The organism is Micromonospora sp. LH3U1, from assembly GCF_028475105.1.
GTDB lineage: Bacteria > Actinomycetota > Actinomycetes > Mycobacteriales > Micromonosporaceae > Micromonospora.
In genome coordinates, this window is the sequence record NZ_CP116936.1 from 6,654,825 (window position 1) to 6,679,409 (window position 24,585).

26 protein-coding genes and 1 tRNA gene are annotated in these 24,585 nt (G+C 70.7%); 9 read left to right on the top strand and 18 right to left on the bottom strand.

Annotated elements, in window-relative coordinates; all coding sequences use genetic code 11:
• Positions 1 to 31 precede the first annotated feature (31 nt).
• The gene (locus PCA76_RS30530; RefSeq protein WP_272613894.1) at positions 32 to 475 is read left to right on the top strand and encodes an HNH endonuclease; all 444 of its coding nucleotides are present in this window, start codon (positions 32 to 34) and stop codon (positions 473 to 475) included.
• Between the two features lie 70 nt (positions 476 to 545).
• Here PCA76_RS30530 and PCA76_RS30535 read toward each other — a convergent pair whose 3' ends face one another.
• The 3 genes from PCA76_RS30535 to PCA76_RS30545 form a co-directional block, all read right to left on the bottom strand.
• Positions 546 to 2,024 (bottom strand): serine/threonine-protein kinase, encoded by a 1,479-nt coding sequence (locus tag PCA76_RS30535; RefSeq protein WP_272613895.1) that lies wholly within the window; start codon positions 2,022 to 2,024, stop codon positions 546 to 548.
• Positions 2,025 to 2,156: 132 nt separating this feature from the next.
• The gene (locus PCA76_RS30540; RefSeq protein WP_272613897.1) at positions 2,157 to 2,924 is read right to left on the bottom strand and encodes an enoyl-CoA hydratase/isomerase family protein; all 768 of its coding nucleotides are present in this window, start codon (positions 2,922 to 2,924) and stop codon (positions 2,157 to 2,159) included.
• Between the two features lie 141 nt (positions 2,925 to 3,065).
• Positions 3,066 to 5,453 (bottom strand): M4 family metallopeptidase, encoded by a 2,388-nt coding sequence (locus tag PCA76_RS30545; protein WP_272613899.1) that lies wholly within the window; start codon positions 5,451 to 5,453, stop codon positions 3,066 to 3,068.
• A gap of 152 nt (positions 5,454 to 5,605) precedes the next feature.
• Between PCA76_RS30545 and PCA76_RS30550 the strand changes: the two genes are divergently transcribed.
• Positions 5,606 to 6,157, top strand: a complete 552-nt coding sequence (locus tag PCA76_RS30550) for a protealysin inhibitor emfourin (protein WP_272613900.1) — start codon at positions 5,606 to 5,608, stop codon at positions 6,155 to 6,157.
• A gap of 10 nt (positions 6,158 to 6,167) precedes the next feature.
• Here PCA76_RS30550 and PCA76_RS30555 read toward each other — a convergent pair whose 3' ends face one another.
• The 4 genes from PCA76_RS30555 to PCA76_RS30570 form a co-directional block, all read right to left on the bottom strand.
• On the bottom strand, positions 6,168 to 6,812 hold the full coding sequence (locus PCA76_RS30555) for a histidine phosphatase family protein (protein WP_272613902.1): 645 nt from the start codon (positions 6,810 to 6,812) through the stop codon (positions 6,168 to 6,170).
• Between the two features lie 70 nt (positions 6,813 to 6,882).
• Positions 6,883 to 7,524, bottom strand: coding sequence for a DUF998 domain-containing protein (locus PCA76_RS30560; protein WP_272613903.1), 642 nt, complete (start codon positions 7,522 to 7,524; stop codon positions 6,883 to 6,885).
• A gap of 35 nt (positions 7,525 to 7,559) precedes the next feature.
• Positions 7,560 to 7,979: a VOC family protein gene (locus PCA76_RS30565; protein ID WP_272613904.1), complete on the bottom strand. Its 420-nt coding sequence runs from the start codon at positions 7,977 to 7,979 to the stop codon at positions 7,560 to 7,562.
• 35 nt (positions 7,980 to 8,014) lie between these two features.
• The gene (locus PCA76_RS30570) at positions 8,015 to 8,440 is read right to left on the bottom strand and encodes a helix-turn-helix domain-containing protein (protein WP_442930175.1); all 426 of its coding nucleotides are present in this window, start codon (positions 8,438 to 8,440) and stop codon (positions 8,015 to 8,017) included.
• 264 nt (positions 8,441 to 8,704) lie between these two features.
• Here PCA76_RS30570 and PCA76_RS30575 point away from each other — a divergent pair, with 264 nt between their 5' ends.
• Positions 8,705 to 9,058 carry a hypothetical protein gene (locus tag PCA76_RS30575; protein WP_272613905.1) on the top strand — a complete coding sequence of 118 codons (354 nt, stop codon included), beginning with the start codon at positions 8,705 to 8,707 and terminating at the stop codon, positions 9,056 to 9,058.
• Positions 9,059 to 9,312: 254 nt separating this feature from the next.
• On the opposite strand, the gene PCA76_RS30580 is transcribed toward PCA76_RS30575, so the two are convergent.
• A tRNA-Thr gene (locus tag PCA76_RS30580) sits at positions 9,313 to 9,389 on the bottom strand.
• A gap of 350 nt (positions 9,390 to 9,739) precedes the next feature.
• Here PCA76_RS30580 and PCA76_RS30585 point away from each other — a divergent pair.
• Positions 9,740 to 10,831 (top strand): ABC transporter ATP-binding protein, encoded by a 1,092-nt coding sequence (locus tag PCA76_RS30585; RefSeq protein WP_272613906.1) that lies wholly within the window; start codon positions 9,740 to 9,742, stop codon positions 10,829 to 10,831.
• 167 nt (positions 10,832 to 10,998) lie between these two features.
• Positions 10,999 to 11,598, top strand: a complete 600-nt coding sequence (locus PCA76_RS30590) for a hypothetical protein (protein WP_272613907.1) — start codon at positions 10,999 to 11,001, stop codon at positions 11,596 to 11,598.
• A 54-nt stretch (positions 11,599 to 11,652) separates the two neighbouring features.
• Here the strand turns inward: PCA76_RS30590 and rlmB are convergent, their stop codons facing one another.
• Positions 11,653 to 12,783, bottom strand: coding sequence for a 23S rRNA (guanosine(2251)-2'-O)-methyltransferase RlmB (gene rlmB, locus PCA76_RS30595; protein ID WP_272613908.1), 1,131 nt, complete (start codon positions 12,781 to 12,783; stop codon positions 11,653 to 11,655).
• Positions 12,783 to 14,198, bottom strand: coding sequence for a cysteine--tRNA ligase (gene cysS / locus PCA76_RS30600; RefSeq protein WP_272613909.1), 1,416 nt, complete (start codon positions 14,196 to 14,198; stop codon positions 12,783 to 12,785). The genes rlmB and cysS overlap by 1 nt, the downstream gene beginning before the upstream one ends.
• A 63-nt stretch (positions 14,199 to 14,261) precedes the next feature.
• On the opposite strand from cysS, the gene PCA76_RS30605 reads away from it, so the two are divergent.
• Positions 14,262 to 15,026 (top strand): IclR family transcriptional regulator, encoded by a 765-nt coding sequence (locus PCA76_RS30605; RefSeq protein ID WP_272613911.1) that lies wholly within the window; start codon positions 14,262 to 14,264, stop codon positions 15,024 to 15,026.
• 128 nt (positions 15,027 to 15,154) lie between these two features.
• Here PCA76_RS30605 and PCA76_RS30610 read toward each other — a convergent pair whose 3' ends face one another.
• Positions 15,155 to 15,448 (bottom strand): hypothetical protein, encoded by a 294-nt coding sequence (locus PCA76_RS30610; protein WP_272613913.1) that lies wholly within the window; start codon positions 15,446 to 15,448, stop codon positions 15,155 to 15,157.
• Between the two features lie 447 nt (positions 15,449 to 15,895).
• On the opposite strand from PCA76_RS30610, the gene PCA76_RS30615 reads away from it, so the two are divergent.
• A complete protein-coding gene (locus PCA76_RS30615; protein WP_272613914.1) occupies positions 15,896 to 16,495 on the top strand; it encodes an endonuclease domain-containing protein in 600 nt (199 codons plus the stop codon).
• Between the two features lie 320 nt (positions 16,496 to 16,815).
• Here the strand turns inward: PCA76_RS30615 and PCA76_RS30620 are convergent, their stop codons facing one another.
• The 3 genes from PCA76_RS30620 to PCA76_RS30630 all read right to left on the bottom strand — a co-directional run bounded on the left by PCA76_RS30620 (position 16,816) and on the right by PCA76_RS30630 (position 20,346).
• Positions 16,816 to 18,504 carry a S8 family serine peptidase gene (locus PCA76_RS30620; RefSeq protein ID WP_272613915.1) on the bottom strand — a complete coding sequence of 563 codons (1,689 nt, stop codon included), beginning with the start codon at positions 18,502 to 18,504 and terminating at the stop codon, positions 16,816 to 16,818.
• A gap of 97 nt (positions 18,505 to 18,601) precedes the next feature.
• Positions 18,602 to 19,315, bottom strand: coding sequence for an HAD family hydrolase (locus PCA76_RS30625; protein ID WP_272619743.1), 714 nt, complete (start codon positions 19,313 to 19,315; stop codon positions 18,602 to 18,604).
• Positions 19,316 to 19,380: 65 nt separating this feature from the next.
• Complete coding sequence (locus tag PCA76_RS30630; RefSeq protein WP_272613917.1) at positions 19,381 to 20,346, bottom strand: EamA family transporter; 966 nt, start codon at positions 20,344 to 20,346, stop codon at positions 19,381 to 19,383.
• Positions 20,347 to 20,431: 85 nt separating this feature from the next.
• Here PCA76_RS30630 and PCA76_RS30635 point away from each other — a divergent pair, with 85 nt between their 5' ends.
• Complete coding sequence (locus PCA76_RS30635; protein WP_272619745.1) at positions 20,432 to 20,977, top strand: CGNR zinc finger domain-containing protein; 546 nt, start codon at positions 20,432 to 20,434, stop codon at positions 20,975 to 20,977.
• Here PCA76_RS30635 and PCA76_RS30640 read toward each other — a convergent pair.
• The 3 genes from PCA76_RS30640 to PCA76_RS30650 form a co-directional block, all read right to left on the bottom strand.
• Positions 20,944 to 21,543: a GNAT family N-acetyltransferase gene (locus PCA76_RS30640; RefSeq protein ID WP_272613918.1), complete on the bottom strand. Its 600-nt coding sequence runs from the start codon at positions 21,541 to 21,543 to the stop codon at positions 20,944 to 20,946. The genes PCA76_RS30635 and PCA76_RS30640 overlap by 34 nt on opposite strands.
• A gap of 76 nt (positions 21,544 to 21,619) precedes the next feature.
• Positions 21,620 to 21,802 carry a DUF397 domain-containing protein gene (locus tag PCA76_RS30645; RefSeq protein ID WP_272613919.1) on the bottom strand — a complete coding sequence of 61 codons (183 nt, stop codon included), beginning with the start codon at positions 21,800 to 21,802 and terminating at the stop codon, positions 21,620 to 21,622.
• Complete coding sequence (locus PCA76_RS30650; RefSeq protein WP_272613921.1) at positions 21,793 to 22,605, bottom strand: helix-turn-helix domain-containing protein; 813 nt, start codon at positions 22,603 to 22,605, stop codon at positions 21,793 to 21,795. Before PCA76_RS30650 ends, PCA76_RS30645 begins: the two co-directional genes overlap by 10 nt.
• Positions 22,606 to 22,875: 270 nt before the next feature.
• Here PCA76_RS30650 and PCA76_RS30655 point away from each other — a divergent pair, with 270 nt between their 5' ends.
• On the top strand, positions 22,876 to 23,190 hold the full coding sequence (locus PCA76_RS30655; protein ID WP_272613922.1) for a hypothetical protein: 315 nt from the start codon (positions 22,876 to 22,878) through the stop codon (positions 23,188 to 23,190).
• Here the strand turns inward: PCA76_RS30655 and PCA76_RS30660 are convergent.
• Complete coding sequence (locus tag PCA76_RS30660) at positions 23,167 to 24,576, bottom strand: class II fumarate hydratase (protein ID WP_272613923.1); 1,410 nt, start codon at positions 24,574 to 24,576, stop codon at positions 23,167 to 23,169. The two genes, PCA76_RS30655 and PCA76_RS30660, sit on opposite strands and share 24 nt — an antisense overlap.
• Positions 24,577 to 24,585: the final 9 nt, after the last annotated feature.

The following is a 24,585-nucleotide window of genomic DNA, read 5'->3' on the forward strand; positions in this document are numbered from 1 at the left end:
GCTGTCCGTCACCATTGTGGAAGGAGTCCTGGTGGACGCCGTTCTCGTCATCAACGCCGACCTCGGCCCGCTGCACCGGGTCACCGTTCAACATGCCGTGCGGATGCTCTGCCGTCGGGTGGCCGAGATCCACGAGGCCGAGCCGGACCGGGTGATCGGGGTCTTCCCGATGCCCCGGGTGGTGCGGCTGGTCCGCTACGTGGTCACCCGGTGGAGGTTCGGCTCCGGGCCCGCCTGGTCCCGCGCCGGCGTGCTGCGCCGCGACGGCCAGTGCTGCGCGTACTGCGGTGGCCCGGCCTTCACCATCGACCACATCCTGCCCCGCTCACGGGGCGGTCGGAACACCTGGCGAAACACCACCGCCGCCTGCTACGCCTGCAACCAGCGCAAGGGCGACCGGACTCCGGCAGAGGCGGGTATGCCACTGCGCCGGGAGCCGGTGAACCCCGGCTGGGGGTCGCTGGCCGGGCGGTGACGGACCGGCCGGCGGGAACGGGGGGCCGCGTTCCGGGTACGTCCCGGGCGCGGCACCCGCCGGCCCCCAGTCAGACGGCGCGTTCCTTGACCTTCGGTTTCGGACTCCCGTTGGGGCAGTGCACCCGAATCTCGCTCCGGTACTCCGTGGAGGCCAAGTTGACGTGGACCTGCTTCGCCGGGCCGGGGTCGTACGCCTCTGCCCGGTAGCCGGGCGCGAGCGTCACCGCGAGCACGTCCGCCAACTTGCCGACGCAGCGAACGGTTACCGTCCCGCCGCGCGCGTCCACCTTCACGCCGGAGGTAGGGGTGGGCGTCTGCACGACCCTGGTCGGGGTCGGTCCTGGAATGGTGGCGCTCGGGCCCGGGGTAGCGGCCCCGCCCGGGCCGGTTCGGGATCTGGGCGCAGTGTTCCTGGCCGACGGGACGACGGACGGTCGAGCGTCGACTGCGGCGGGCTCCTCGGTGTGTGGCATCCCCACCGTGCTGGTGCCCGGCCCGATGCCGGTCGATGATGCGCCGTGCCCCGGTCGACGATCGCTCGAGTCGCCGAGCGACCCGGCCATCGCCATCGCGGCGATCACCGCACCGCTGACCGCCAGCATGACCCGTCGTCGACGCCACGACCCCCGCCCGAAGGGAACGCCACCGCTCATCGACTCCGCGGGATCGGCGGTCACGGCGGCGGTCTGCTCGACGGTGCCTGCCGCTGGTCCGACCGGGGTTCCACTGGCGGCCGCCGTGCTGGAGGCAAGAAGCAGGATGCGGGCCGCCTCGGCAGCCGGCGGCCGATCAGCGGGGTCCCGGGCCAGGCACCAGCGGTGGAGCCGGTGCACCTCGGGCGGCACGCCGTCGATCTGTGGCAGCGGGTCTGGCAGGACCTGCGCGTCCGCACCGAGAGTTTCGGCCTGTGCCTCGACATGCCCCGGCAGCCGCCCGGTGAGCACCCGGTGCAGCAGCAGGCCAAGGGCGTAGACGTCGCAGGCCGGCAGCACCTCGCCGGCCTGAAGTCGCTCCGGCGCCAGGTAGGCCGGCGTGCCCAGCAGCCGCCCCTCGAAGTCGATTTCCGGCTCACCGACAACCGCCGCGATGCCAAAGTCGAGCACCTTGGCGCCGGTGGGCGTGAGCATCACGTTGCCCGGCTTGATGTCGCGGTGCACCAACCCCTGGGCATGCGCGGCAGTGAGCGCGGCGGCCACCTCAGCGCAGACCCGCAAACCCGCGCGCGGCGACAGCGGCCCGGCCACCAGCCGTTGTTCGAGGCTGTGACCGCCGAGCATCTCCATCACCACGAACGGGACCTGGGCACCGTCGACCAATGACTCGCCGAAGTCGTAGACGCTGGTGACGTGTGGGTGCGACAGCCGGGCCGCCGCCTTGGCCTCGCCCCCGATCCGCTGCCGGGCGTTGACGTCCGAGGCGACGAGCACTTTCACCGCCACGTCCCGTTCGAGCACTTCGTCGTACGCCCGGTGCACCGCCGACATGCCGCCACTGCCGAGACGCTCCAGGAGCCGGTAGCGGCCCGCAAGCAACTGATCACGCTGCACAACGGACAGCCTGCCGTACCCACCCGCCCCGAGACCACCCGGGATCGAGGTATTGCGATGAGACAGCTGTCGGGGGCGCGCGGGATCCGGCAGGGGTTCGGCTCAGCCCTTGCTCTGCTTCACCCGGCGCACTCAGTCGTCGGCCTTCGCCTGCCAGGCGAAGCGGGGCGTCCGGCGTTCGGTGATCGCGGCGACCCCCTCCCGTGCCTCGCCGGTGGTCGCCACCTTCCGGTGCCACCAGGCGATCCGTGCGGGCTCGGCCCGATCGTCGACGATCTCCTTCGCGGCGGCGACGCTCAACGGCGACCGCTGGGCGATCGTCGCCGTCAGGTCGTCCACCCGCTCGGCGAGCCGGTCGGCCGGCAGCAGCTCGTCGACCAGGCCGATCCGCAGGGCCCGTTCGGCGTCGATCAGCTCGGCGGTGAACAGCAGGTGCTTGGCGGCGGACGGGCCGACCAGCCGGGCCAGCCGGCGCGTCGTCGGCGCCGGATAGACCAGACCGAGCCGGGCCGGCGGTACGCCGAAGCGGGCGTCGGCCGCGGCGATGCGCAGGTCGCAGGCGACCGCGAGCTGGGCGCCACCCCCGACGCACGCGCCGCGGATCGCCGCGACAGTCGGCTTGGCGAACCGGGCCAGCCGTTCCTCGGCGGCCACCGCGATGCTGGCGTCACCGGCGTCCAGCAGCTCCGCCAGGTCGCCGAGGTCCGCACCCGCACAGAAGGCGTCGCCCGCACCGGTGAGCACCAATGCCCGGACGTCGGGGTCGGGTTCCAGCCGGTCGAGCAGTTCGGGGAGCTGACGCCACATGGCGGCGGTCATCGCGTTGCGGCGCGCCGGGTTGTGGATCACCACGGTCGCGACCGGTCCGGTCACCTCGACGGTCAACTCCGCGTCCGACACGTCCGCCCCCTTCCGCGCCACCCGTCCGACGCCGCCGATCCGACCCGACCGACGTCCTGCGCCGGTGGGGCGACCATAACGGCGCGAGCCCGACGACCACCGTGAGGGGTGGCCGCCGGGCCCGCTGGGGAACCGGTGAGGTCAGGAGACGGTGAGCGCGGTGTCGTCAACCACGAAGGACGTCTGCAACGAGGAGTCCTCGGTGCCGGTGAACTTCAGGCTGACGGTCTGGCCGGCGTACGCCGCCAGGGAGAAGGACTTCTGGCTGTAGCCGGTGGCCTTGTTCAGGTTCGAGTAGGTCGCCAGGGTGGCCAGCACCGTTCCGCCCGAGTTGAGCACCTGCACGTTGAGCTTGTCGTAAGCGATGCTGGTGGTGGTCTCGGCGGAGTCGATGTGCAGCCAGAAGCTGAGGGCGTACGACGAGCAGCCGGCCGGCAGGCTCACCGACTGGGCGAGCGTCTCGGTGCGGGTGCTGCCGTACCCGTTCAGCCACGCCTTGTACGACCCGGTGCGGGCCGCCTGGCCGCTGGAGTTGGTGATCACGCCGGAGCTGGCCGTCCAGCCGGTCGCGCCGGACTCGAAGCCCGGGTTGGCCAGCTTCTGGCCCGCGGAGGTGCAGCCACCGCCGGTGCCGTTCACGGTCAGCGTGTAGGTCGCGGTCCGGGTGACCGCACCCGCGCCGTTCACGGTGATCGAGTAGGTGCCGGCCGGGGTGCTCGCCGAGGTGCTGATGGTGAGGGTGGACGAGCCGCCCGAGGTCACCGAGGCGGGGCTGAACGAGGCGGTCGCCCCGGTCGGCAGGCCGGACGCGGAGAACGTCACCGTCTGCGCCGAGCCACTGGTGGTGGCGGTCGACACGGTGGTGGAGACCGCGCTACCCGGGTTCACCGAGCCGGCGGTCGGCGAGAGCGCGACCGAGAAGTCGTTGCCGGTCGAGCAGGCCGAGTCACTACCGGCCACGTTCACCGCGGTCCAGGCGGCCTGCACGGCCTTGTACTCGGTGGAGCAGCTGCCGTACAGGTCGGTGGCCGCCCGCAGGCTGTAGGCCCGCGCGGTGTTCGCCGGGGTGGTGGTGTTGACGTACGACGTGTTGGAGGTCATGTACACGTCCAGCGCGCGGTACCAGATCTTCTCGGCCTTGGCCCGACCGATGCCGGTCACGGCGGGGGCGGAGCCACAGACCGGCGAGGTGCCGTACGAGGTGGCGCCGGTGCCCTCGGCCAGGTTGAAGAAGAAGTGGTTGGCCACACCCGAGGAGTAGTGCACGTCCTTGTTCTTCGTGCTGGTGGACCAGCAGCTGTCGGACGAGCCGTCCAGCGACGGGTTGTACATGTAGCGCAGCGGCGTACCGTTGCCGTTGATGTTGATCTTCTCGCCGACCTGGTAGTCGCCCGGGTCGCTCGGCGCGGCAGCGTAGAACTCCACCATGTTGCCGAAGATGTCGCTGGTGGCCTCGTTGAGGCCGCCGGATTCGCCGGAGTAGACCAGGCCGGCCAGCGCCTCGGTGACGCCGTGGCTCATCTCGTGCCCAGCCACGTCCAGGGAGACGAGGGGGCGGGAGTTGCCCGAGCCGTCGCCGTAGGTCATCTGGGCGCCGTCCCAGAAGGCGTTGACGTAGTTGCTGCCGTAGTGCACCCGGCTCGGCACACCGGCGCCGTTGCCGAAGATGCCGTTACGGCCGTGCGTGTTCTTGAAGTAGTCGAACGTCTTGGCGGCGCCGAAGTGCGCGTCCACCGCGGCGGACTGCCGGTTGGAGTTGGCCCCGGTGCCCCAGGCGTTGTCGGCGTCGGTGAGGGTGGTGCAGCTCGACGTGCCGTTGTTCATGTCACAGGTGCGGCCGTTGCCGTGCGACGGGTCGATCATCTGGTACGTGCTGCCGGAGAGCGTCGTGTCGATGCTGACCGCGCCGGTGTAGATGCCCTGGCCACTGCCGACCACCGACTCGATCTCGTCGAACGACCCGACAGTCGCATTGGTGGTGGCGTCGGTGATCACGTGCAGCCGGGACGGGGTCTGCCCGTCGGGCTGCCACCCGCTGACCACGGTCTCCCAGGCCAGTCGACCCACGCCGGAACTGGCGTCGACGAACAGCTCCGGAGTGCCCACCGCCTCGGCCTTACCAGTGAAACTGGCACTGGCGGCCTTCTTCGCGGCCGCCGCGGTGATCCTGGCCGAGGTGGCGAGGGTCAGCGGCGCGGCCAGCCCGACCGAACTACCGGCGTACGTGCCGTTCGGCGCGGTGTGGATGACGAAGTCACCGCCGTACACCCGTAGGCCCTGGTAGCTCCGGGTGTAGCGGGTGTGGGCGGCGCCGCTGGCGTCCACCTTGGTGCTGTGCACCTGATAGGACTCGGCGCTCGAACCCTGGACTGCGCTGGGGTTCGTCTGTAGAACAGTTGTCGCTCGGGCCACGGCGGAGGTGTCCGGCGCGGGAGCGGTGGGCGGGGCCGCGTGCGCCGCGGTGGCGACGCAGGTCAGCAGACCGCTGGTGAGCAGTACTGCGCTGACGGCGGCAAGGGGTCGTTTCACGTGCCCTCCTGGAAGGAGAATGAGTGTGACTAGGGAGTCACGCATGTAGATATAGCAATACATGAAGGCGAAGAGAAGACCTGGACCGCTCCCAGCCATCGATGATGGCCGTTCGGATGAGGCTCATAATGAGGGAACCAACCCTCGGAGCCATGCGTCCGACGGATATGAGACCCGCCTCGACAACCGGCGTCACGATCGCGCTACTGGTCGCCCTCCTGGCCGGCTGCACCACGTCCGACCGGGCCGGCACCACCCCGGACCAGCCGCCAAGCACCCCCGGCCCGACCGCAACCACCCCGGCCAACGGCGCTCCGGCGCCAACTGTCGCCCCCACGGTCGTCCCCACGACCAGCGCCGCGGCCATCCGGGTGATGCTGAAGCGCTCCGGTGGCTTCGCCGGCCGCGGTGACGCGGTGACCGTCGAGCCGGACGGTCAGTGGGCGGTGGTGGACCGGGCGGGCAGCCGGCGTACCGGCCGCCTCGACCCTGCCGACCTCGGCCGTCTGACAGGACTGGCCGCCGACCCCCGGCTGGCCGCCGAGGCGCGTCAGACGGCCGCTTCGACCGGCTGTGCGGACGTGTTCAGCTACCAACTCACCGTCGGCACCATCGAGACCGGATACGTCGACTGCCCGACCGACGCGCCCCCGCCGCCAGCCACCCGCGCACTGGTCGAGCTGCTGCTGCGGGCCACCGCCTGACCCCCGACAGTCAGACCAGGTAGTCCGCGGGCAAGCCGGTGCCACGCAGTTCCGGCGGCAGGTGGGCCACGTCGTTGACGGCGACCAGATTCGGCGGTCCGGTTGGGCTGTACCGGATCACGGTCAACCCCGCGTTGTGCGAGTTCAAGCCCAACCAACGCCACTCCGGCGCGTCGAGGGCATGCCGCACCAGCCAGCCGATCAGGAAGCTGTGCGTCACGATCAGCTCGCGAACCGGCTCGTCACCGGCGGCTCCCTCGCCGACCGGGCCGGCGAACCGCCGCACCGCCTCCGCCGTCACTCGCGGTCCGTCGACCCGCTCGGCCGCCGAGAACTGCCCCAGGAATTTGGCGTACGCGGGCGGAAGTCCAGCCGGATCCGTGTCGTGCGGTAGGTGGTCGCCGGCCAGCTCCGTCGCGTACACCGGAACCTCGGGCAGTGACCTGGCGACCAGCTCGGCGGTCTGCGCGGCCCGGCGCAGCGGCCCATGGTGGACGGCGGCGAACCGGCGGCCTCGCAGGCGCTCGCCGAGCAGCGCGGCCTGCCGCCGGCCGCGCTCCGACAGACCGGAATCCGGTTCGGCCAGATCGGGCTCAGCCGGCTCGGTCAGATCCTGCTCAGCGTGGCGAGTCAGGTACAGCAGCCGGGTCACCATGCCGGACACCTCAACACAACGGGAGGCGCAGGTTCAACCCCGCACCCCCCGGTCCCCGCGGCCGTCAGCCTCAGTCGGCCTGGCCCGATGCCGTCCGCGCGAAGGTGACCGAGACCCACAGCCAGCCGAACGCCACCGCCAGGCCGAACGCCACCATCACGGCCGGGGAAGGGCGGACGATCAGCGCGATCCACGCCACGGCGAAGAAGATCCCGGTCGCCAGGCTGTACGCGGCTCGGCCACGCTCACCCTGCCGTGCGGCCCGGCGGGCCGCCACCACCGTCGCCACGATCAGTGACACGAAGGCGACCGCCGCGACCAGGAAGTGCAGGCCGCCGTGCCAGCTGATCTGACCGGCACCCCGAGGCGTGCCGGCCGGGAACCCATCGGCCGGGTCGGCGCTGAAGATCGCCGCCCCGACCAGGCCCAGGCCGTACAGGACGAGCAGCCGGGGCAGCCAGACCGACCCGCTGCCGGTACGGCGACGCAGCACGTCGGCGGCCAGCGCACAGAGCACTCCGGTGACCAGGAACGTGACGATCTGGATCCAGCCCAGCTCGCCGGTGCTCAACACACTGACCGGATGCCGACGGAAGTCGAAGCCCTCCCGGGTCGACGCCTGCACGATCGCCGAAACGGCGAAGATCGGGCCGGCGAGCACACCGCCGATCAGCAACACACGGTCCCGGCCAACGGCGGCCGGTCCTACCACGGGGAAAGGCGCGGCCTGGCTCATCGTCCGCGCCCCTACGCCCGCGGGAACATCTGGCCGATGCGGATCCGGTTACCGAACGGGTCCCGGATGCCGAAATCGATCCCGTACGGCCGCTCGGTCGGCTCGTCGGTGATCTCGACGCCCTTCGCCACGAGATCCTCGTACGTCTTGCGGGCGTCCTCCGTGGTGATGCTCAACCAGCCGCTGAGGGCACCCTTGGTGAGCAACTCCCGGACCTGCGCGGCGGTGGCCGGGTCCAGCGCCGGCGGGCCCGGCTTCTCCAGCAGGATCTCCCGCTCCGGGTCGCCGGGCAGGTTGACCGTCAGCCAACGCATGAAGCCGAGATCCTGGTCGGTGTTGACCTCCATGCCGAGCTTGTTGACGTAGAAGTCAAGCGCCTCGTCCTGGTCGAGCACGTAGATCTGGGAGCGGGTGATCGCGTTCATCGTCATGCCCATGACGCTAGAGGTCGACCGTGACCTGCTGCTTATCCAAAACTGCTGGGTCGGGTCCACGCCTTCGTGAAGCACGACGGCACATTGGCCGGCGCGACACGATGACGCCGGAAATCCGAGGGCGACTCGCCGACGATCTGCCGGAACGTCCGGCTGAACGTACCCAGGCTGCCAAAGCCGACGGCGTAGCAGATGTCCGTCACGTCCCGGCCGGTCTCCACCAGCAACGCCATCGCCCGCTCGACCCGACGCCGTTGCAGGTAGCGGTGCGGGGTCTCACCGAACGTGGCCCGGAAAGTACGAATGAAGTGCGCCTCGGAGACGTGCGCGATCCGGGCCAGCGCGGGGATGTCCAAGGATTCGGCGTACGCCCGGTCCATCGCGTCCCGGGCACGCAGCATCGCCCGGTTCGACTCCTCCACCGCGCGACTCATCGGCCCCCGTTCCGCTCCGCTCATTGCCACGCCCAGGCTACAACTCACGGCAGCCGCAGCAGCGCCGCTGACGGTCGTCACTCAGGGCCCGCGCTGAGTACCCGGACGGATGCGCGACGACGGGATCGGGGATGTTCTGGCATCATGTCGCGACACATCGACAGTCGACGGGTGCTCGATCCGGCTCGCTGGGGGTGGACAGGCGTCCGCGCGCTGCTGGCTTGCCTCGTCCTGCTGCCTTCCGCTGGATGCGCCCCCTCGGGCCACGACAGGGCTCGGGATTGGGTCTTGGAGAGGGCCGAACAGGTCGCCCACGAAACCGAGCCATGGGCGACCGACTCACTCGGTCTTAAGGGCTGGAAAAGCAACCAGTCCGTACTCAACCGGCTTGTCGCCGAAACCGGAGGCGAGCGGCTCACCTCCTCGGTCCACGATCCGGACGAGCGTGGGGTGGGTCTGCTGGCCACGCTAGAGGTAATGATGGTGGGCCGCGCGTCTGAGGGCTGGCTGGCCGGCGACGAGGTGTACTACAACATCTGCGTGCGCTTCGACGTTCGCCGGGAGACCAGTGGGCCCCGCGAGATCACCCCCGTGCCCGTCGACTGCCCACACGGGGTTCCGGCCACCCGGACACCGCAGTGACGTCGCGGCAATCGGTCCCGTGGTGGCTTGACGCACGTACGGACGCTGGCGGGCCGGACGGTGGTCTGCTCGGCTCGCCCAGGTCGCCGGCAGGCGGGATGGCCCTCGTCGTCCAGGCCATCGCCCGGCACGCCGACGTGAAGACCACGCTCAAGGTCTACGCTCACGCCAACCTCGACGGAAAGCTCTCGTGGTGCCGTTGCTGTCAACCGGTCAGCTCGCGGCGGTGCCGGTCGGGGAAAGCCTGGTGGAATTGGAGCCCCCGGCCGGGATCGAACCGGCGACATCTCGCTTACAAGGCGAGTGCTCTGGCCAGCTGAGCTACAGGGGCGCGTGCGTCGAGGCCAGCATAGCGACTGACGTCCGGATATCCCGCTCGCGAGGCCTCCCGAGCACGGGAAACGTCAACAACCCGACGCCCGTACGCCTTCACGTCGCTTGGCCGCGCGTCGATTGATGGCCGAGCGTGCCGGAGTGACCGGAATGCGTAGGCCGCGCGCCACGTTCAGCGCCTCCCTGCCTTGGCAGCGCGGGGAAACCCGTTTACGGTTCAGTGACACGGACGACAGCCCGGCGCCCTGCGACCGAGCCGTCGTCCGCTGACCGGTGCGGATACGTGCCGGTCGCTCCTTCACTCGGATCGTCCGGCACGTTCCTGCCGGTGAAAGGAAGCGCTTCACCATGGCTACGGTCACTTACTCCAAGGCGTCCCGGGTCTACCCGGGCCAAGAGCGTCCCGCCGTCAACGAGCTCGACCTCGAGATCGGCGACGGCGAGTTCCTCGTCCTGGTCGGTCCCTCCGGTTGCGGCAAGTCCACCAGCCTGCGGATGCTCGCCGGCCTGGAGGACGTCGACGCCGGCTCGATCTACATCGACCAGCGTGACGTCACCCACCTTCCTCCGAAGGCCCGCGACATCGCGATGGTCTTCCAGAACTACGCCCTCTACCCGCACATGACGGTGTACGAGAACATGGCGTTCGCCCTCAAGCTGCGCAAGACCTCCAAGTCGGAGATCGACCGGCGGGTCAAGGAGGCGGCCGCGCTGCTCCAGTTGGAGGAGTACCTGGGCCGTAAGCCGAAGGCGCTCTCCGGTGGTCAGCGTCAGCGTGTCGCGATGGGCCGGGCGATCGTCCGCGAGCCGCAGGTCTTCCTCATGGACGAGCCGCTGTCGAACCTCGACGCCAAGCTGCGTGTGCAGACCCGTACCCAGATCGCGTCCCTGCAGGCCAAGCTGGGCGTCACCACGGTCTACGTCACGCACGACCAGGTCGAGGCCATGACCATGGGTCACCGGGTCGCGGTGCTGCTCGACGGTGTCCTGCAGCAGGTGGACACCCCGCGGGCGCTCTACGACACCCCGGCCAACGTGTTCGTCGCCGGCTTCATGGGCTCTCCCGCCATGAACATCAAGACCGTTCCGCTGAACGACAAGGGCGCCGAGTTCGCCGAGCTGCACATCCCGCTGACCCGGGAGCAGGTTGAGGCGGCTCGCGCCGAGGGTGGCGACGGCAAGGTCACCGTGGGCTTCCGCCCGGAGGACTGCGACCTGGTCAGCCCGACCGAGGGCGGCATGCCCGTCGTGGTCGAGCTCGTCGAGGACCTCGGCTCGGACGCCAACGTCTACGGCCACGCCGCACTGGGTGGCACCTCGGAGCGCTTCGTCGTCCGCACCGACCGGCGCAACATGCCGAACATGGGTGACACCGTGTTCGTCCGGCCGAGTGCCGGTCGCAGCCACGTCTTCCACGCCGCCACCGGCAGCCGGATCTGACGTAACGCCGTACCGACAGGGGCGGTCCGCTTCGGCGGGCCGCCCTTTCGTCGTACCGGCGGTGGCTTCCCACCCTGCGGAGCCAGCGCGGATGTGGCTCTGTGGGCTGACTCGGCACGGCGGGCCGGACTCGTACCGTCACGGCGACCCGAACCTGAGGAGACGCCGTGCCCACCGATCTCGCCCACTCCGCTGCTCAGCACCCGGCCGTGCGTTCCCGGTCGTACCGGGCGATCCGCCTGGCCGGCCGCAGCCTGGCCTACTGCGCGACTCTCATCCCGGTCGCCCTCCTCGCGCTGATGACCGCCCCGCTGGGCGGAGCCGGAGCCGCAATCACCCGCTGGCGGTCCCTGCGTACCGGGCTGCTCGGAATGCCACCGACACCGGCGCCCGGCCGGCAGCCCGGCACGGTCGCGGTGCTCGGCCACGCGCTGCTCAGCCTGCTCCTTGGTGCCGTGGCCCTGCTGCCGCTCGGCGTCCAACTGCTGATGCTGCTGCGCGGCGTCCTGTACGGCGTGGTGGACTCCGGGCCGTACGTCCATTCCTGGGGTGGTCCGACCCGGGCCGGCGCGTGGCTGGCGCACTTCCTCGTCGGCCTGCCGCTGTCCGCCGCCGGGCTGGCCGCACTGATCGGCATCGCCGCCGTGCACCAGCGGCTGACCCGACGTCTGGACGGGGAGCGGAGTCCGTACTGGTTGATCCCGACGGTGCTGCTGATCGCGCTTGCCGGGGCGCTGCTCTTCGTCGCGTGGACCCGTCAGATCTAGCGACGAGGCCCCATCCCGCGGTTGGCGGGATGGGGCCTCGGTGACGGGTCGTTCTTACAGTTCGGCAGCGCGCCGGCGGGCGACCTCGGCCAGGGTGACCGCGGCGGCCACGCTGGCGTTGAGCGACTCGACCTCAGAGATCATCGGAATGCTGACGGTCAGGTCGCAGGTCTCCCCGACCAGGCGGGAAAGCCCGCGCCCCTCGGAACCGACCACCACCACCAGCGGACCGACCGCGGCCTCCAGGTCGTAGAGGTCGGTGTCGCCGTCGGCGTCCAGGCCGACCACCATGAAGCCGGCGTCCCGGCACGCCTTCAGCGAGCGGGTCAGGTTGGTCACCTGCGCCACGGGCACCCGCGCGGCCGCGCCGGCACTGGTCCGCCAGGCGGTTGCGGTGATTCCAGCGGCACGCCGCTCGGGTACGAAGACACCCTGCGCGCCGAACGCGGCGGCCGACCGGATCACGGCACCCAGGTTGCGCGGGTCGGTGACACCGTCCAGCGCGACCAGCAGCGGGGCCTGCTGCTCCAGTGCAGCGGCGACCATGTCCTCGAACGCCTGGTAGGCGAATGGCGGCACCTGCAGCCCAACGCCCTGGTGGAGCACCCCGCCGGTCATCCGGTCCAGCTCGGCCCGGCTGATCTCCAGGTTGGCGATGCCACGGTCGGCGGCGGTCCGGATTATCTCGTTGATCCGGTCGTCCATGTCGATGCCCTGGGCGACGTAGAGCGCCGTCGCCGGCACCAGGGCGCGCAGGGCCTCCACCACGGGGTTGCGCCCGACCAACAGCTCCGGGGTGTCCTTGCTCGGGTTGGACTTGCGCCCCGGCGAGACCCGGGGGCCGGACCGCGCGGTGGGCTTGCCGCCCCGGCCGCCGGTGGCACCCCGGCCGACCGGTACGCCCCGACCGCCGCCCCTGCCCCAGGTGGTGTCCTTGCTGCCCGGCTGACCGATCTTCGGAGCGCGCCCCTCCTCGGTCGCCGCGCGGCGCTCCTTGTCCTGCTTCCAGGCGGTGCGCTGGGGCAGCTTCTCAGTGCCCGAGTAACCCTTGTGCCACGGCCGCTCATCGGCGGGCAGGGTGCGTCCCCGCCCAGCCAGCGAGTCCTTGTTCTTGCCGCCGGTGCCCTTGGGGGCGCTTGCCTTCGACGTCAGTCGCCGGCCACGGCGCTGCGAGTTGCCGGCCATCAGTCCTGCTCTCCAATAGTCCAACGGGGGCCCTGGGGGGTGTCCTCGACCACCACGCCGGCCAGCTTGAGCTGGTCACGTACCGCGTCGGCGGCGGCCCAGTCCTTGCGGCCCCGGGCCTGCGCGCGCTGCTCCAGGGCCAGCGCGATCAGGGAGTCCACCACGGCACGTAGATCGTCCGAGCGACCGCCGCCGGTCCAGGCCGGGCTGAGGGGGTCGATCCCGAGGATATCCAGCATTGCCCGCACCACGGCCAGGGTGGTGCGGACGGTCACATCGTCGCCGATGCTCAATGCGGTGTTGCCGTCCCGGAGGTGCTGTTGCAGCACGGCCAGCGCGGCGGACGTGTTGAGGTCGTCGTTCATCGCCGCGACGAAACCACTCGGCAGCTCAGCGAGCTGCCCGGCACCGACCCGCTCGGCCGCCCGCTGCACGAAACCCTCGATCCGGCGGTACGCGGTCGCCGCGTCGCGGAGCGAATCCTCCGAGTAGTCGATCACCGAGCGGTAGTGCGCGGCTGCGTAGTAGTAACGCAGCTCCACCGGCCGCACTCCGAGCGAGTCCACGTACGCCAGGTCAAGCGCGTTGCCCGCGGACTTGCCCATCTTGGCCCCGCCGATGCTGAGCAGCCCGTGGTGCACCCAGTAACGGGCGAACGGAAGCCCGGCCGCCTGGGACTGGGCGATCTCGTTCTCGTGGTGCGGGAACGTCAGGTCCAGTCCGCCGCCGTGGATGTCGAACTCCGGGCCGAGATACCGCCAGCACATCGCCGAGCACTCGATGTGCCAGCCCGGACGGCCCAACCCCCACGGCGACGGCCAGTAGGCGTCGGCCGGCTCGTCCGGTTTGGCGCCCTTCCAGAGGGCGAAGTCGCGCGGGTCCCGCTTGCCCCGGTCGGGGGCATCCCCGGCCGACTGCATCGCGTCCGGGGATTGACCCGACAGCGACCCGTACGCCGGCCAGGACGCCACGTCGAAGTAGACGTCGCCGGAGCCGTCGGCGGCCGGGTACGCGTGCCCGTCGGCGATCAACTTCATGATCAGCTCGTGCATCTCCGGGATGTGCCCCGTGGCGCGCGGCTCATAGGTGGGCGACAGCACGTTCAACGCCCGGTACGACTCGGCGAGGAGCAGCTCATTGGCGTACGCGATCGACCAGAACGGCCGACCCTGTTCGCCCGCCTTGACGAGGATCTTGTCGTCGATGTCGGTCAGGTTGCGAATGAAGGTGACCTCGTAGCCGGCGGCCAACAACCAGCGGCGCAGCACGTCATAGTTGACGCCGGAACGAAGGTGGCCAATGTGCGGCGGGGACTGAAGGGTGAGACCACACAGGTAGACCCCCACCTTGCCGGCTTCCCGCGGGACGAAGTCCCGCACCGATCGGGTGGCGGTGTCATACAGGCGTAGCGTCACCGTACAAGGGTAGCTGTCCGTGCCTGTCCGAGTCCGCCGGTGCCGGGTCGTACGCTGCCAGGCGTGGATGTGACCGCACGCTCCGGTGAGACGCCGGCCAGCCCCAGCGCCCCCGCCGACGCGCTCGTAGGGCAGGCCGACGCGGTCGCTGGGCGGGCTGACGCGGTTGCGGGGCAGGCCGACGCGGTCGTTGGGCGGGGTGGGGAGACGTCGCAGACCCTCGACCGGGGGTTACGGCTGCTGCACCTGGTCGCCGACGCCTCGGGTGGTCTGACCGTCACCGAGGCCGCGAACCGGCTCGGCATCGGCCGGGCCGCCGTCTACCGACTTGTCGGCCCGCTGACCGGGCACGGCATGCTGCGCCGCGACGGCGACGGCCGGCTGCGCCTCGGCGCCGGGTTGTTGCACCTGGCCCGACGCGCCCAGCCGTTGCTCGCCGAGGGCGCGCTGCCCGCGCTACGCCGCCTCGCTGAGCAGGCCGGCGCGACAGCGCATCTGACCGTCGTCGAGGGCGGCGAGGGCGTCGCCCTGGCCGTGGTCGAGCCGAGCTGGACGTCGTTCCACGTCGCGTACCGGGCCGGGGCACGACATGCGCTGGACCTGGGGGCGGCGGGCCGGGCCATCCTGGCCGGTCGGGCCGGGGTGGCGGAGCCGGTAAGCAGTAGCGGGGAGTTGCAGGCCGGGGCGTACGGGGTGGCCGCGCCGGTGCTCGGCGTGCCTGGCCTGGAGGCCAGCGTCGGCGTGGTCGCTCTCGCACCGCTGGACGTCGACACGATCGGCCCCCAGGTGCTGGCCGCCGCCACCGCCATCACCGCCGCCCTCACCTGATCCCTGGCAGCCGCCACCGGCCCCAATCGCGATCTGATCAACTCGGGATCACGGATATCGCGGTATCCCAATGCCGCCGACCGCCCGCCTTCCAAGAACGCGAGTGGATCACCGCCTGACGGACCTGATCAATCGGTCGCCCGGGCCATACCACGATCGGCGAACGGACTCGCCGTTGTCCACAGGGTCGGACGGCGCGCGCGGGTCAGGTTGTCCACAGGGGTATCGGCGGTCGATGGGTGGTCGGCAGGCTGCTGGGCATGCCACCACGTCCGCACCGCCCCGACGCCCTGGCGTGGCAGGTCTTCCGCGGCTCCGATGCTGTCCGGGATGGCCTGCTCACCGAGCATCAGCTGCGCAGCGCCGCCTGGGTGCGACTGCGCCACGACATCTACGCCGACGCACGGCTCGACCGGGACCACACCCTGACCTGTCGCGCCGCCCTCCTCCGGCTACCACCCGGGGTGGTGATCGGGGGTCCGTCGGCCGCGTACCTGCACGGTGTCGAGCACGCCGCGGCCTTCACCGATGACGTTCACGTCCTCGTGCCCCGACCGTTGCGAATCGGCCCACAGCGCGGCCTCCGCGTGCACGCCAACGCCATCACCTCGCTGTTCGACGTCGAGACGCCGGAGCGCGTCGGGACCTCAACGATCTCAAGGCGTCCACCGAACGCTGGCCGACCACCGAACATGCGACGTCCACCAGGCGGGGGACATCCACCAGGCGCGGGGCGACCGCCGGACGTAGCGCGACCACGTGAAGCAGGGCGCCTACCGGGACCGGGGCGCCCGCCGGCCGTCGGAAAGCCACCAAGCTCGACACGGCAACTTCCCCGGGTGGGCGCGGCGTCGGCCAGAGCCGGCGGCATGGCGGCGGCCAGACCGGGCGACGCGCGGGTGGCGGCCTTCACGCCCGGCCCCATCTGGGACCCGGGCAGTCCGATCCCTCGATCCGACCCTGGGCAGGCCGCCTGGGAAACGGCAGTCTGGCTCGAACCGGTACGCGCAGTCGCCATCGTCGACTCGCTGCTCGGGCAGGGGTTGACCGATCGCGACACACTGGCCGCCATGGCCGCCCGCAATGCCGACCGGCCCGGTGGGCGGCGGGCGCGGTGGCTCTTCGACCTGACCGATGGCGGAGCCCAGTCTCCGCCGGAGTCACACCTCCGCGTACGGCTGGTGCTCGGCGGGTTGCCACGTCCCGTCGTTCAACATCCGGTACGCCTGGCCAACGGCGTTGTCCTGCACCCCGACCTGGCGTGGCCGGAATATCGGGTTGCGGTCGAGTACAACGGGCAGTGGCACTCCGACGCAGAACAACTGCACCGCGATCGCCGCCGGCTGAATCTGCTGGTCGGCGCGGGTTGGCTGGTCCTGCATGTGACCAGTCGACGGCTGCACGCCGACTTCCCGGCGGTGCTCCGCGAGGTGCGCGCAGCGCTGGTCAGCCGGGGATGGCGGCGGTGACCTTCCACCCGACCAGGATCATCTCGCGTTCCTGGAAACCGCGCTTTCCACCGGCCGGTGACACCCCGCCATCAAGGAACCCGAGTCGATCATCGCCGGGGTCCCCGCCGCGCACGACCCGGCGCACGCCAGCAGGGCCAGGGACTCCAGCAGGACCCGGGACACCAGAACAGCCCGGGACGCCAGAACAGCCTGGGACGCCAGAACAGCCTGGGACGCCAGAACAGCCTGGGACGCCAGAACAGCCTGGGACGCCAGAACAGCCTGGGACGCCAGCGGGGCCCGGTCGACGATTGTCGACCGGGCCCCGAGGAGATGCCTTACGGGCGGGCGTTCGGCTTGAGCGGGGTCTTCACCGCCGAGTAGGCGTCGACGATCCCGTAGCCGTAGAAGCCGTTGAAGTTGACCCCACCGGCGCAGTAGGCGTCGTAGGTCTCGTCCCGGCCCTCATTGCGGTACTGCTGCAGCCGCGGCTCCGGGCAGGCGTGCTCGGCCGCCGTCCGGTAGAGGTGCTGCTCGACCAGGTCCGGCGACATCCCGAAGCCACCCCGACGCTCCGGCTTGCCGTACCGGCTGACGATCAGCGCGGCGACGCCAGCGGCGTGCGGGGACGCCATCGAGGTGCCCTGCAGGTAGGTGTAGTAGCCACACTCACCGTTGGCCTTGCACTGCTTGAACACCGATTCCTCGAAGCCGGCGACGATGTTGCCGTCGGCGTCGACCGAGCCCTCCTCCTGAAGCACATGCTTCGGGTACGAGGAGAGGATCATGTTGGCGTCGGTCCGGAACGTGTCGGTGCCGAAGCCGTCCCGGAACCAACCGCCCGGGGCTGCGACCGAGATCTGCTCGGTGCCGTAGTTGGAGAAGTCCGACTTCTTGCCGGACGGACCGACCGACGACACACCGATCACGTGCGGGCCCTCGGTGGGCAGGTCCCAGCAGCTCTCGTTGTCGATCGGCCGGGGGTACGGGTCGGCGCCGTAGTCCGGGCTCGACACGTCGGTCCGGGGTGCACCCAGGTCCTCGTTGCCGTTGCCGAGCGCACCGACCAGGGTGACGCCCTTGTTGTGGGCGAAGACCAGCGCCCGCTTCATCGCCTTGATGATGGCCCGCTGCTCGGCCTGGTCCTCAGGCGCGTCAGCGGGGTTGGCGGTGCAGTTGTAGAGCCACGGGTCGACGTAGAACGACATGTTGACCACGTCGATCCCGGTTCGGCCGGCGTAGACCAGGGCGTTGACCACCGGGTCGAGGAAGAAGTAGCCGGAGTCCTGGCCACCCTTGAGCTCGACCAGCGAGACGTTCGGGGCAACACCGGAGAGGCCGAAGCCGTTGGCCGCGGCGCCGATGGTGCCGGCCACGTGGGTGCCGTGCCCGCCGTCGTCGGTGCCGACCGGGTCGAGGCAGCTCGGCACCTCGCAGGGGCCGTCCACGTCGGTCAGGTCCGGCGCGAAGTTGCGCGACAGCGCCCAGTTGAAGTTCGGCGCGATGTCCGGGTTGCTGGCGTCGACGCCGGTGTCCAGTACGCCGACGGTCACGCGACGGTCACCCGGCTCGATCTTGCGGGCCTTGTCGGCCCGGATCATCTCCAGGCCCCAGAGCTTGTCGTCGAGCGGGTCCAGCTTGGCGCCCTTCTTGGCGGCGCCACTAGCAGCAGCACCGGCAGCGGCCATCAGGTGCTCCTGCTCGACCCGGTCCAGCTTCGGCTTGCGGCCGATGGCCTTCTGCTCGGCTGCGCCGATCAAGGTCGGCGCGGCGGTAGCCCTGGCGGCGAAGTCCGCCCGGTCACTGGTGACCTGGAACATGCCGACCTCGTCGGACCGGGACACCACCGTGCCGCCGGCTGCCCGGATCGCGGCGACCGCCGTGTCGGCGGCGACGCCGTCCTCGGCAACGACGGTGAAGGTGCGGGAGGTGCTTGGCGCGGCGCTGGCCGGTATGCCCAGCCCCGAAGCCGTAAGTGCCAGCACTGCCGCGGTCGCGACGGCACGGGCGGTGAAGCGCTTGCTCACCACATCAGATCCTCTCGTTGAGGGACGTGGCAGCCATCACACAACACCATGCGGGTTTACGCCAGATGAACGCCCGTTATGGCGGTGAATCTCTCGTTCATCCACCCAGTTCGACGGGTACAACACCCGCATCGATGCGCAGCTGGGCGAGCGCGGCCGGCAGATCGGCCATGCTGGACACTTCGGCATCGGGTGTGCACCCGACCGGGCGAGGTTGGTCGTGCCGGTTCAACCACACCGATCGCAGCCCGGCCCGTTGGGGTGCCACCACGTCGTGCTCCCACGAGTCACCGACGTACACGATCTGCCTGGCCGGCACCCCGGCCGCCGCGACCACCGCGGCGTAGAACTCCGGGGCCGGTTTCTTGGGCAGGCCGTTCTCGTGCGCGTACACCTCGAAGGCGAACTCGCCGGCGAGCCCGCACCGTTCGGCCCGGCTGTTGCCGTTGGTGGCGAAGCCCAGGGTGTACCGTTCGCGCAGCGTGGCCAGCGCCGGTGGCACGTCCGGGAACGGTCGGGTGAGGGCGAACCGGCGAGCGAAGAAGAGGGCCGCGACCTCGTCCAGGTGGTCGTCCAGCCCGGCGCGGGCCAGCGACCGGGCCAGCGCGGCGCGGCGGATCTCTGCCACCGGAGCGGCCCTCAGCTCACCGAAGACCGCACCCCAGTCCGATTCCAGCTCGGCAAGCGTCACCCGGGCCGCCGCCGGGGTGCGCCGCCGCATCTCGTCGAGGACCGCCACCAGTCCGCCGGTGACCGCCGGACGCAGATCCAGCAGGGTCTCGTCCGCGTCGAACACCACGGTGGTCAGCACGGTGCCCACTGTCTCATCTACCGTCGAGCACCAGCACGACCGTCGACCGTCGAGCACCAGCACGCTCATCTACCGTCGAGCACCAGCGCGGGCTCGGGTGAGACCGGCGCGGACCCCGACGGCGACCCGCGCAGCTCGTCGAGGCGCACCAGCGCGACCCCAGCGATGATCAACGTGCCGCCGAACAGCTGCCAGCCGGTGGGCAACTCGTCCAGGATCAGCCAGGCGATCAGCACCGCGAAGAGCACCTCGGTCAGCCCGACGAACGACGACAGCCGGGGGCCGAGGATCCGGGTGCCGGCGATACCGGCCAGGTACGCGATGACGGCGGCCACCAGCGAGAGCCCGGCGATGGGCAACAGCCAACTGGTGCGCTGCCCGGCGAAGGTGACCTCGCCGAAGGTGGCGTGCAGCGGCAACAGACCGGTCAGCCCGACGAGAAGCAGCAGGGCGGCACCGACGGCCATTCCGCCGCTGGCCATGGCGACCGAGGGAAGCCGAGGATCGACCCGCCCAGCGAGCACGAAGTAGCCGGCCAGGCCGAATGCCGCGCCGAGACCCCAGAGCACGCCCACCGGGTGGAAGTCGGCGGTGCCGGCGAGGTCGAGCACGAACGCCAACCCGGCCAGGGCGGCCACCGACCCGGCCACGGTGAGCCGGCGCGGACGCTGCCCGTGCCGCAGCCACATCCAGCCCACGACGAGGATGATGCCCAGGTACTCCAGCAGCAGCGCGACACCGACCGGCAGGTAGCGCACGGCGTTGAAGAAGCAGACCTGGGCCAGCGCCACCCCGAGGAGCCCGAACAACCCGATGGCGGCGGCGTTGCTCCGCAGCACCTGCCACCTGCCCCGCAGCGACAGCAGGGCGGGGATCGCCAGCACCAGGGCGGCCACGCCGACCCGGGCGATAACCGCGGACCCGGCCGACCAGCCGCCCTCGATGAGCGATCGCGCGAAGGTGCCCGAGGTGGCGAAGGTGACTGCGGAGAGCAGCGCCAACGCGGCGCCGGCGGCAGGTCGTGAGTGCATGTCGCGCTCCTCGGGGTGGCACCGTGTCATGAGCAAACTATCCTTGTGCTGATGACGCTAGGCGGCCTCTGTGACAGGAGTCAAGTTGCTATTCGCTCATGACACCGAATGTTCGCTGATCGCCGCCGCCGCGCTGGTCAACACCGCGGGTCGGGACGGCGAGTTGCTGCCCGACATCGCCGCGCTGGACGCGTTCTTCCTCCGGCACGCCTACACCGGTCGGCACGAGCACACCGACGCCGAGTTGCGCGCCGTCCGGGAGTTGCGGCCCCGGCTGCGCCGCATCTGGTACGCGGAGCCGCCCGAGATCGTCGCGGTGGTCAACGGCCTGCTGCTGGAGCACCGGGCGCTGCCCCAGCTCATCGAGCACGACGACGAGCCGTACCACCTGCACGCCGTTCCCCGCGACGCGCCGCTGGCCACCCGGATCGCGGTGGAGGCGGCCATGGCGATGGCCGACCTGGTCCGTGCGGGCGAGCTGACCCGGTTGCGAATCTGCGAATACCCGGACTGCGACAACGTGGTCGTCGATCTTTCCCGCAACCGGTCCCGGCGGTTCTGCGAAGCCGGCTGCGGTAACCGCGCCGCGGTGACCGCCTACCGTGCCCGCCGGGCGGCCGGCCGCTCCTGACCGACGGCTGCCCACTCCTCGGCCCGCAGCTCGTACTCCACCTCGCCGTGCTCGGTGCCGGGGATCGGATCGTCCCACTGCAGGTGGAACGTACGCACGTAGTGCAGCCCGGCCTTCTCCAGCACCCGCCGGGAGCGTTCGTTGACCGTCATCGTCTCGGCCCAGACCCGGCGTACGCCCACGGTGTCGAAGGCGTACCGGACCAGCGCAGTGGACCCCTCGGTCGCCAGGCCGTGCCCCCACGCCGAGCGGCGCAGCCGGTAGCCCAACTCGGCTTCGGTGCCGTCCGCCGACGGGTCGAGCGCGAACCAGCCCACGAATCCACTCGTCTGCGGGTCGACCGCCGCCCAACGACCCAACCCTGGATGCCGGTCGTACTGCGCCAGCAGCCTCGGCAACTGCTCGTCGCGGACCGTGGCCGGCGGGGTGGCGACGCCACCAGTGAGGAACCGCATCACCTCGGGATCGCTGTCCAGCTCGACCAGCGCATCCACGTCGGCCATGGTCAGCCGCCGCAACCGCAACCGCTCAGTCCCCGGAGGCAGCGCCGCGTCATTCCCACCCATGGCCGGATCATCCCGCCGCCCGACGACACCGTCGAGCCGTTTACCCGGGGCCGCCGCCGCCCGCAAGGCGGTCGCGTCAGCGCGGGGGCGCGACCACGAAGAGCCGCCAGGAGTACGCGTCGACGGCGAGCACGGGTCCGTCCGGGTCCTTGCTGTCTCGCACCCCGACCACGTCCCCCAGGTTCGTAGCCACCTCGACGCAATTGGCATCCTGGTTACTGCGGCTGCTCTTGCGCCAGCGAGCGTCGGTCAACTCCACGACTCGGCCACCTCGTTCATCAACTCGATGGAAGCCTGCGGGGGCAGGGCTTCGCCCAAAGTAGCCTCCCAGACCCGCTGCAACCGCGCCAGATCCACGGGCTGGTCCAGCTCCTGGCCCCGAACCTGACTGTCCAGGTAGGCAAGCTCCGTGCCGTCGGGCAGAGCAGCGAGCGCAAATTGCCCACCAAGCCCCGGGTACTCCTCGGCGGATCTCGGCACCACATGCAGTCGGACCCGCGGGTGCCCGGTGGCGATGCTTACTAGGTGCAGCGCCTGTTCGCACATCACCTTCCGCCCACCAACCCGTCGTCGCAGCACCGCCTCGTCCAGCACCGCAACAATGTGCGGGGAACGCTCGCTGTGCAGCACTTCCTGACGGTTCATCCGGTCGGTCACTCGCCGATCGACCTCGTCGGAGTCGAGCAGGCCACCGGCCTCGAAGACCGCACGCGCATAGGCCTCGGTCTGGAAGAGCCCGGGCACGTAGCGGGGCTCGTACCACCGGACCGTTCGGGCCTGCTCAAGGATCGCCTGCCAGCCGCGCAGCCAGGGCTGCGCCCGGTCCAGGCTGACCAGTTCGGTGGACATGCGGCCGAATAGGCCGCCGGTGTCCAGGGCGCGGTCGACGAGTTCCAGGTACTTGCCGGTGGGCGGTTGCTGGCCCAGCTCGACGGCGCTGACCATCGACGCCGAGTAGTTGACCGCCTTGGCCAGCTCGTCCTGACTCCAGCCCCGCCGAACCCGTGCCCTGCGCAGCTCCGCGATCAGGAACGCCGCCGCCGTCATCTGCCCATCGGCCATGCCCTGCCGCCCTCCACCCCACCGACGATCAACTCCAGCCGGCCGCCAGCGGCGTCGCCACCCGAAACAGGGCGGCTACGACGACGCGGCCAAACCCTTCCGACCGTAGTCGTCTGATCACCAGACTGTGAAGTGCGGAACCGCTCCCCGTCCCCCGGGTTTGTCGGCGCCGTACGGGACCGCCCGCTCCCCCGGCCGGGCGGTCCCACCGCCGGGGCGAACGGGGGTGGTGATGCCGCAAACGATTCAGCTCCAAAGGAAGGCCGTCGGATGACCCGGAGCGCCCCGGACGACCGGACCAGGCCGCTACGGCGACCGCACCTGCCACTGCGTCCGCTCTGGCTCTGCCGGGTCTGCGCCGCGCCCTGGCCGTGCCCGGTCGCCCGGCTGACCCTGCACCAGGAGTACGCGCACGACCGGATCGCGTTGAGCATCTACCTGTGCACGGTCCTGCACGACGCGGCCGCCGACCTGTACCGGCTCAACCCGCACGACGGCCCGGACCCCGCCGCGCTCTTCGCTCGCTTCCTCGGCTGGGCGGCACCGCGCGGCGACCCCGCGTCAGGGGTGGGTCATTCGGAGTAGGTCGAGGGTTTCGTCCAGTTGGGTCTCGGTGAGCTTGCCGGAATCGACGTGGCCCCGGGAGATCACCACCTCCCGGATGGAGGTCTGCTTGGCCAGCGCCTCCTTGGCGATCGACGCGGCCTCGTCGTACCCCAGGTAGCGGTTGAGCGGGGTGACGATCGACGGCGAGCCCTCGGCGTACGCCAGGCAGACCTCGGCGTCCGCGACCAGGCCGACCACCAGCCGGTCGGCGAACAGCCGGCTCACCGCGGAGAGCAGCCGGATCGACTCCAACAGGTTGCGACCCATCACGGGGAGCATCACGTTCAGCTCGAAGTCGCCCTGCGAGCCGGCGAAACCGACGGTCGCGTCGTTGCCGATCACCTGGGCGCAGACCTGCCGCATCGCCTCGGCGACCACCGGGTTGACCTTGCCCGGCATGATCGACGAGCCGGGCTGCAGGTCGGGAATGCGCAGCTCGCGTAGCCCGGCACGGGGACCGGAACCCATCCAGCGGATGTCATTCGCGATCTTGTAAAGGCCGACCGCCACGGTACGAAGCTGCCCCGAGGTCTCCACCAGCGCGTCCCGGGCGCCCTGCGCCTCGAAGTGGTTGCGCGCCTCGGACAGCGGCAGCCCGGTCGACTCGCGCAGCTTGCCGATCACGGCGGCGGCGAAGCCGAGCGGGGTGTTGATCCCGGTGCCCACGGCGGTGCCGCCCAGTGGCAGCTCGGCCAGTCGGGGCAGTGCGCCCTCCAACCGGTCCACGCCGTAGCGGACCTGGGCGGCGTACCCACCGAACTCCTGGCCCAGCGTGACCGGGGTGGCGTCCATCAGGTGGGTACGCCCGGCCTTGACCACCGTCTCGAACTCCGCAGCCTTGGCCTCCAGCGCCGCCGCCAGGTGGGCCAGCGACGGCAGCAGGTCCTCGACGATGAACTGGGTGGCGGCCAGGTGGATCGAGGACGGGAAGATGTCGTTGCTGGACTGGGAGGCGTTGACGTGGTCGTTCGGGTGCACGTCCTGGCCCAACTCCCTGGTGGCCAGGGTGGCGATCACCTCGTTGGTGTTCATGTTCGACGAGGTGCCCGAGCCGGTCTGGAACACGTCCACCGGGAACTGGTCGTCGTAGCCGCCGTCGGCCACATGTGCGGCCGCGGCGGCGATGGCGGCGGCCACGTTGGCGTCGATCACGCCCAGCTCGCCGTTGACCTCGGCTGCCGCGCCCTTGATCTGTGCGAGGGCCTTGATCTGGGCGGGCTCGAGGCCCCGGCCGGAAATCGGAAAATTCTGCACCGCACGCTGGGTCTGGGCCCGCCACAGCGCCTCGGCGGGCACCTCCACCTCGCCCATCGAGTCGCGTTCGATGCGGTAACCGGTCGCCTCTGGAGTCGTCACGCGTACCATCCTGCCGCG

Bases quoted from the DNA above. Each gene is read 5' to 3' on its own strand.
- PCA76_RS30550 (WP_272613900.1), top strand. From the start codon at position 5,606: ATGCGTCCGACGGATATGAGACCCGCCTCGACAACCGGCGTCACGATC.
- PCA76_RS30555 (WP_272613902.1), bottom strand. From the start codon at position 6,812: ATGGTGACCCGGCTGCTGTACCTGACTCGCCACGCTGAGCAGGATCTG.
- PCA76_RS30565 (WP_272613904.1), bottom strand. From the start codon at position 7,979: ATGACGATGAACGCGATCACCCGCTCCCAGATCTACGTGCTCGACCAG.
- PCA76_RS30570 (WP_442930175.1), bottom strand. From the start codon at position 8,440: ATGAGCGGAGCGGAACGGGGGCCGATGAGTCGCGCGGTGGAGGAGTCG.
- PCA76_RS30585 (WP_272613906.1), top strand. From the start codon at position 9,740: ATGGCTACGGTCACTTACTCCAAGGCGTCCCGGGTCTACCCGGGCCAA.
- rlmB (WP_272613908.1), bottom strand. From the start codon at position 12,783: ATGGCCGGCAACTCGCAGCGCCGTGGCCGGCGACTGACGTCGAAGGCA.
- PCA76_RS30615 (WP_272613914.1), top strand. From the start codon at position 15,896: ATGGCGGCGGCCAGACCGGGCGACGCGCGGGTGGCGGCCTTCACGCCC.
- PCA76_RS30630 (WP_272613917.1), bottom strand. From the start codon at position 20,346: ATGCACTCACGACCTGCCGCCGGCGCCGCGTTGGCGCTGCTCTCCGCA.
- PCA76_RS30640 (WP_272613918.1), bottom strand. From the start codon at position 21,543: ATGGGTGGGAATGACGCGGCGCTGCCTCCGGGGACTGAGCGGTTGCGG.
- PCA76_RS30650 (WP_272613921.1), bottom strand. From the start codon at position 22,605: ATGGCCGATGGGCAGATGACGGCGGCGGCGTTCCTGATCGCGGAGCTG.
- PCA76_RS30655 (WP_272613922.1), top strand. From the start codon at position 22,876: ATGACCCGGAGCGCCCCGGACGACCGGACCAGGCCGCTACGGCGACCG.
- PCA76_RS30660 (WP_272613923.1), bottom strand. From the start codon at position 24,576: ATGGTACGCGTGACGACTCCAGAGGCGACCGGTTACCGCATCGAACGC.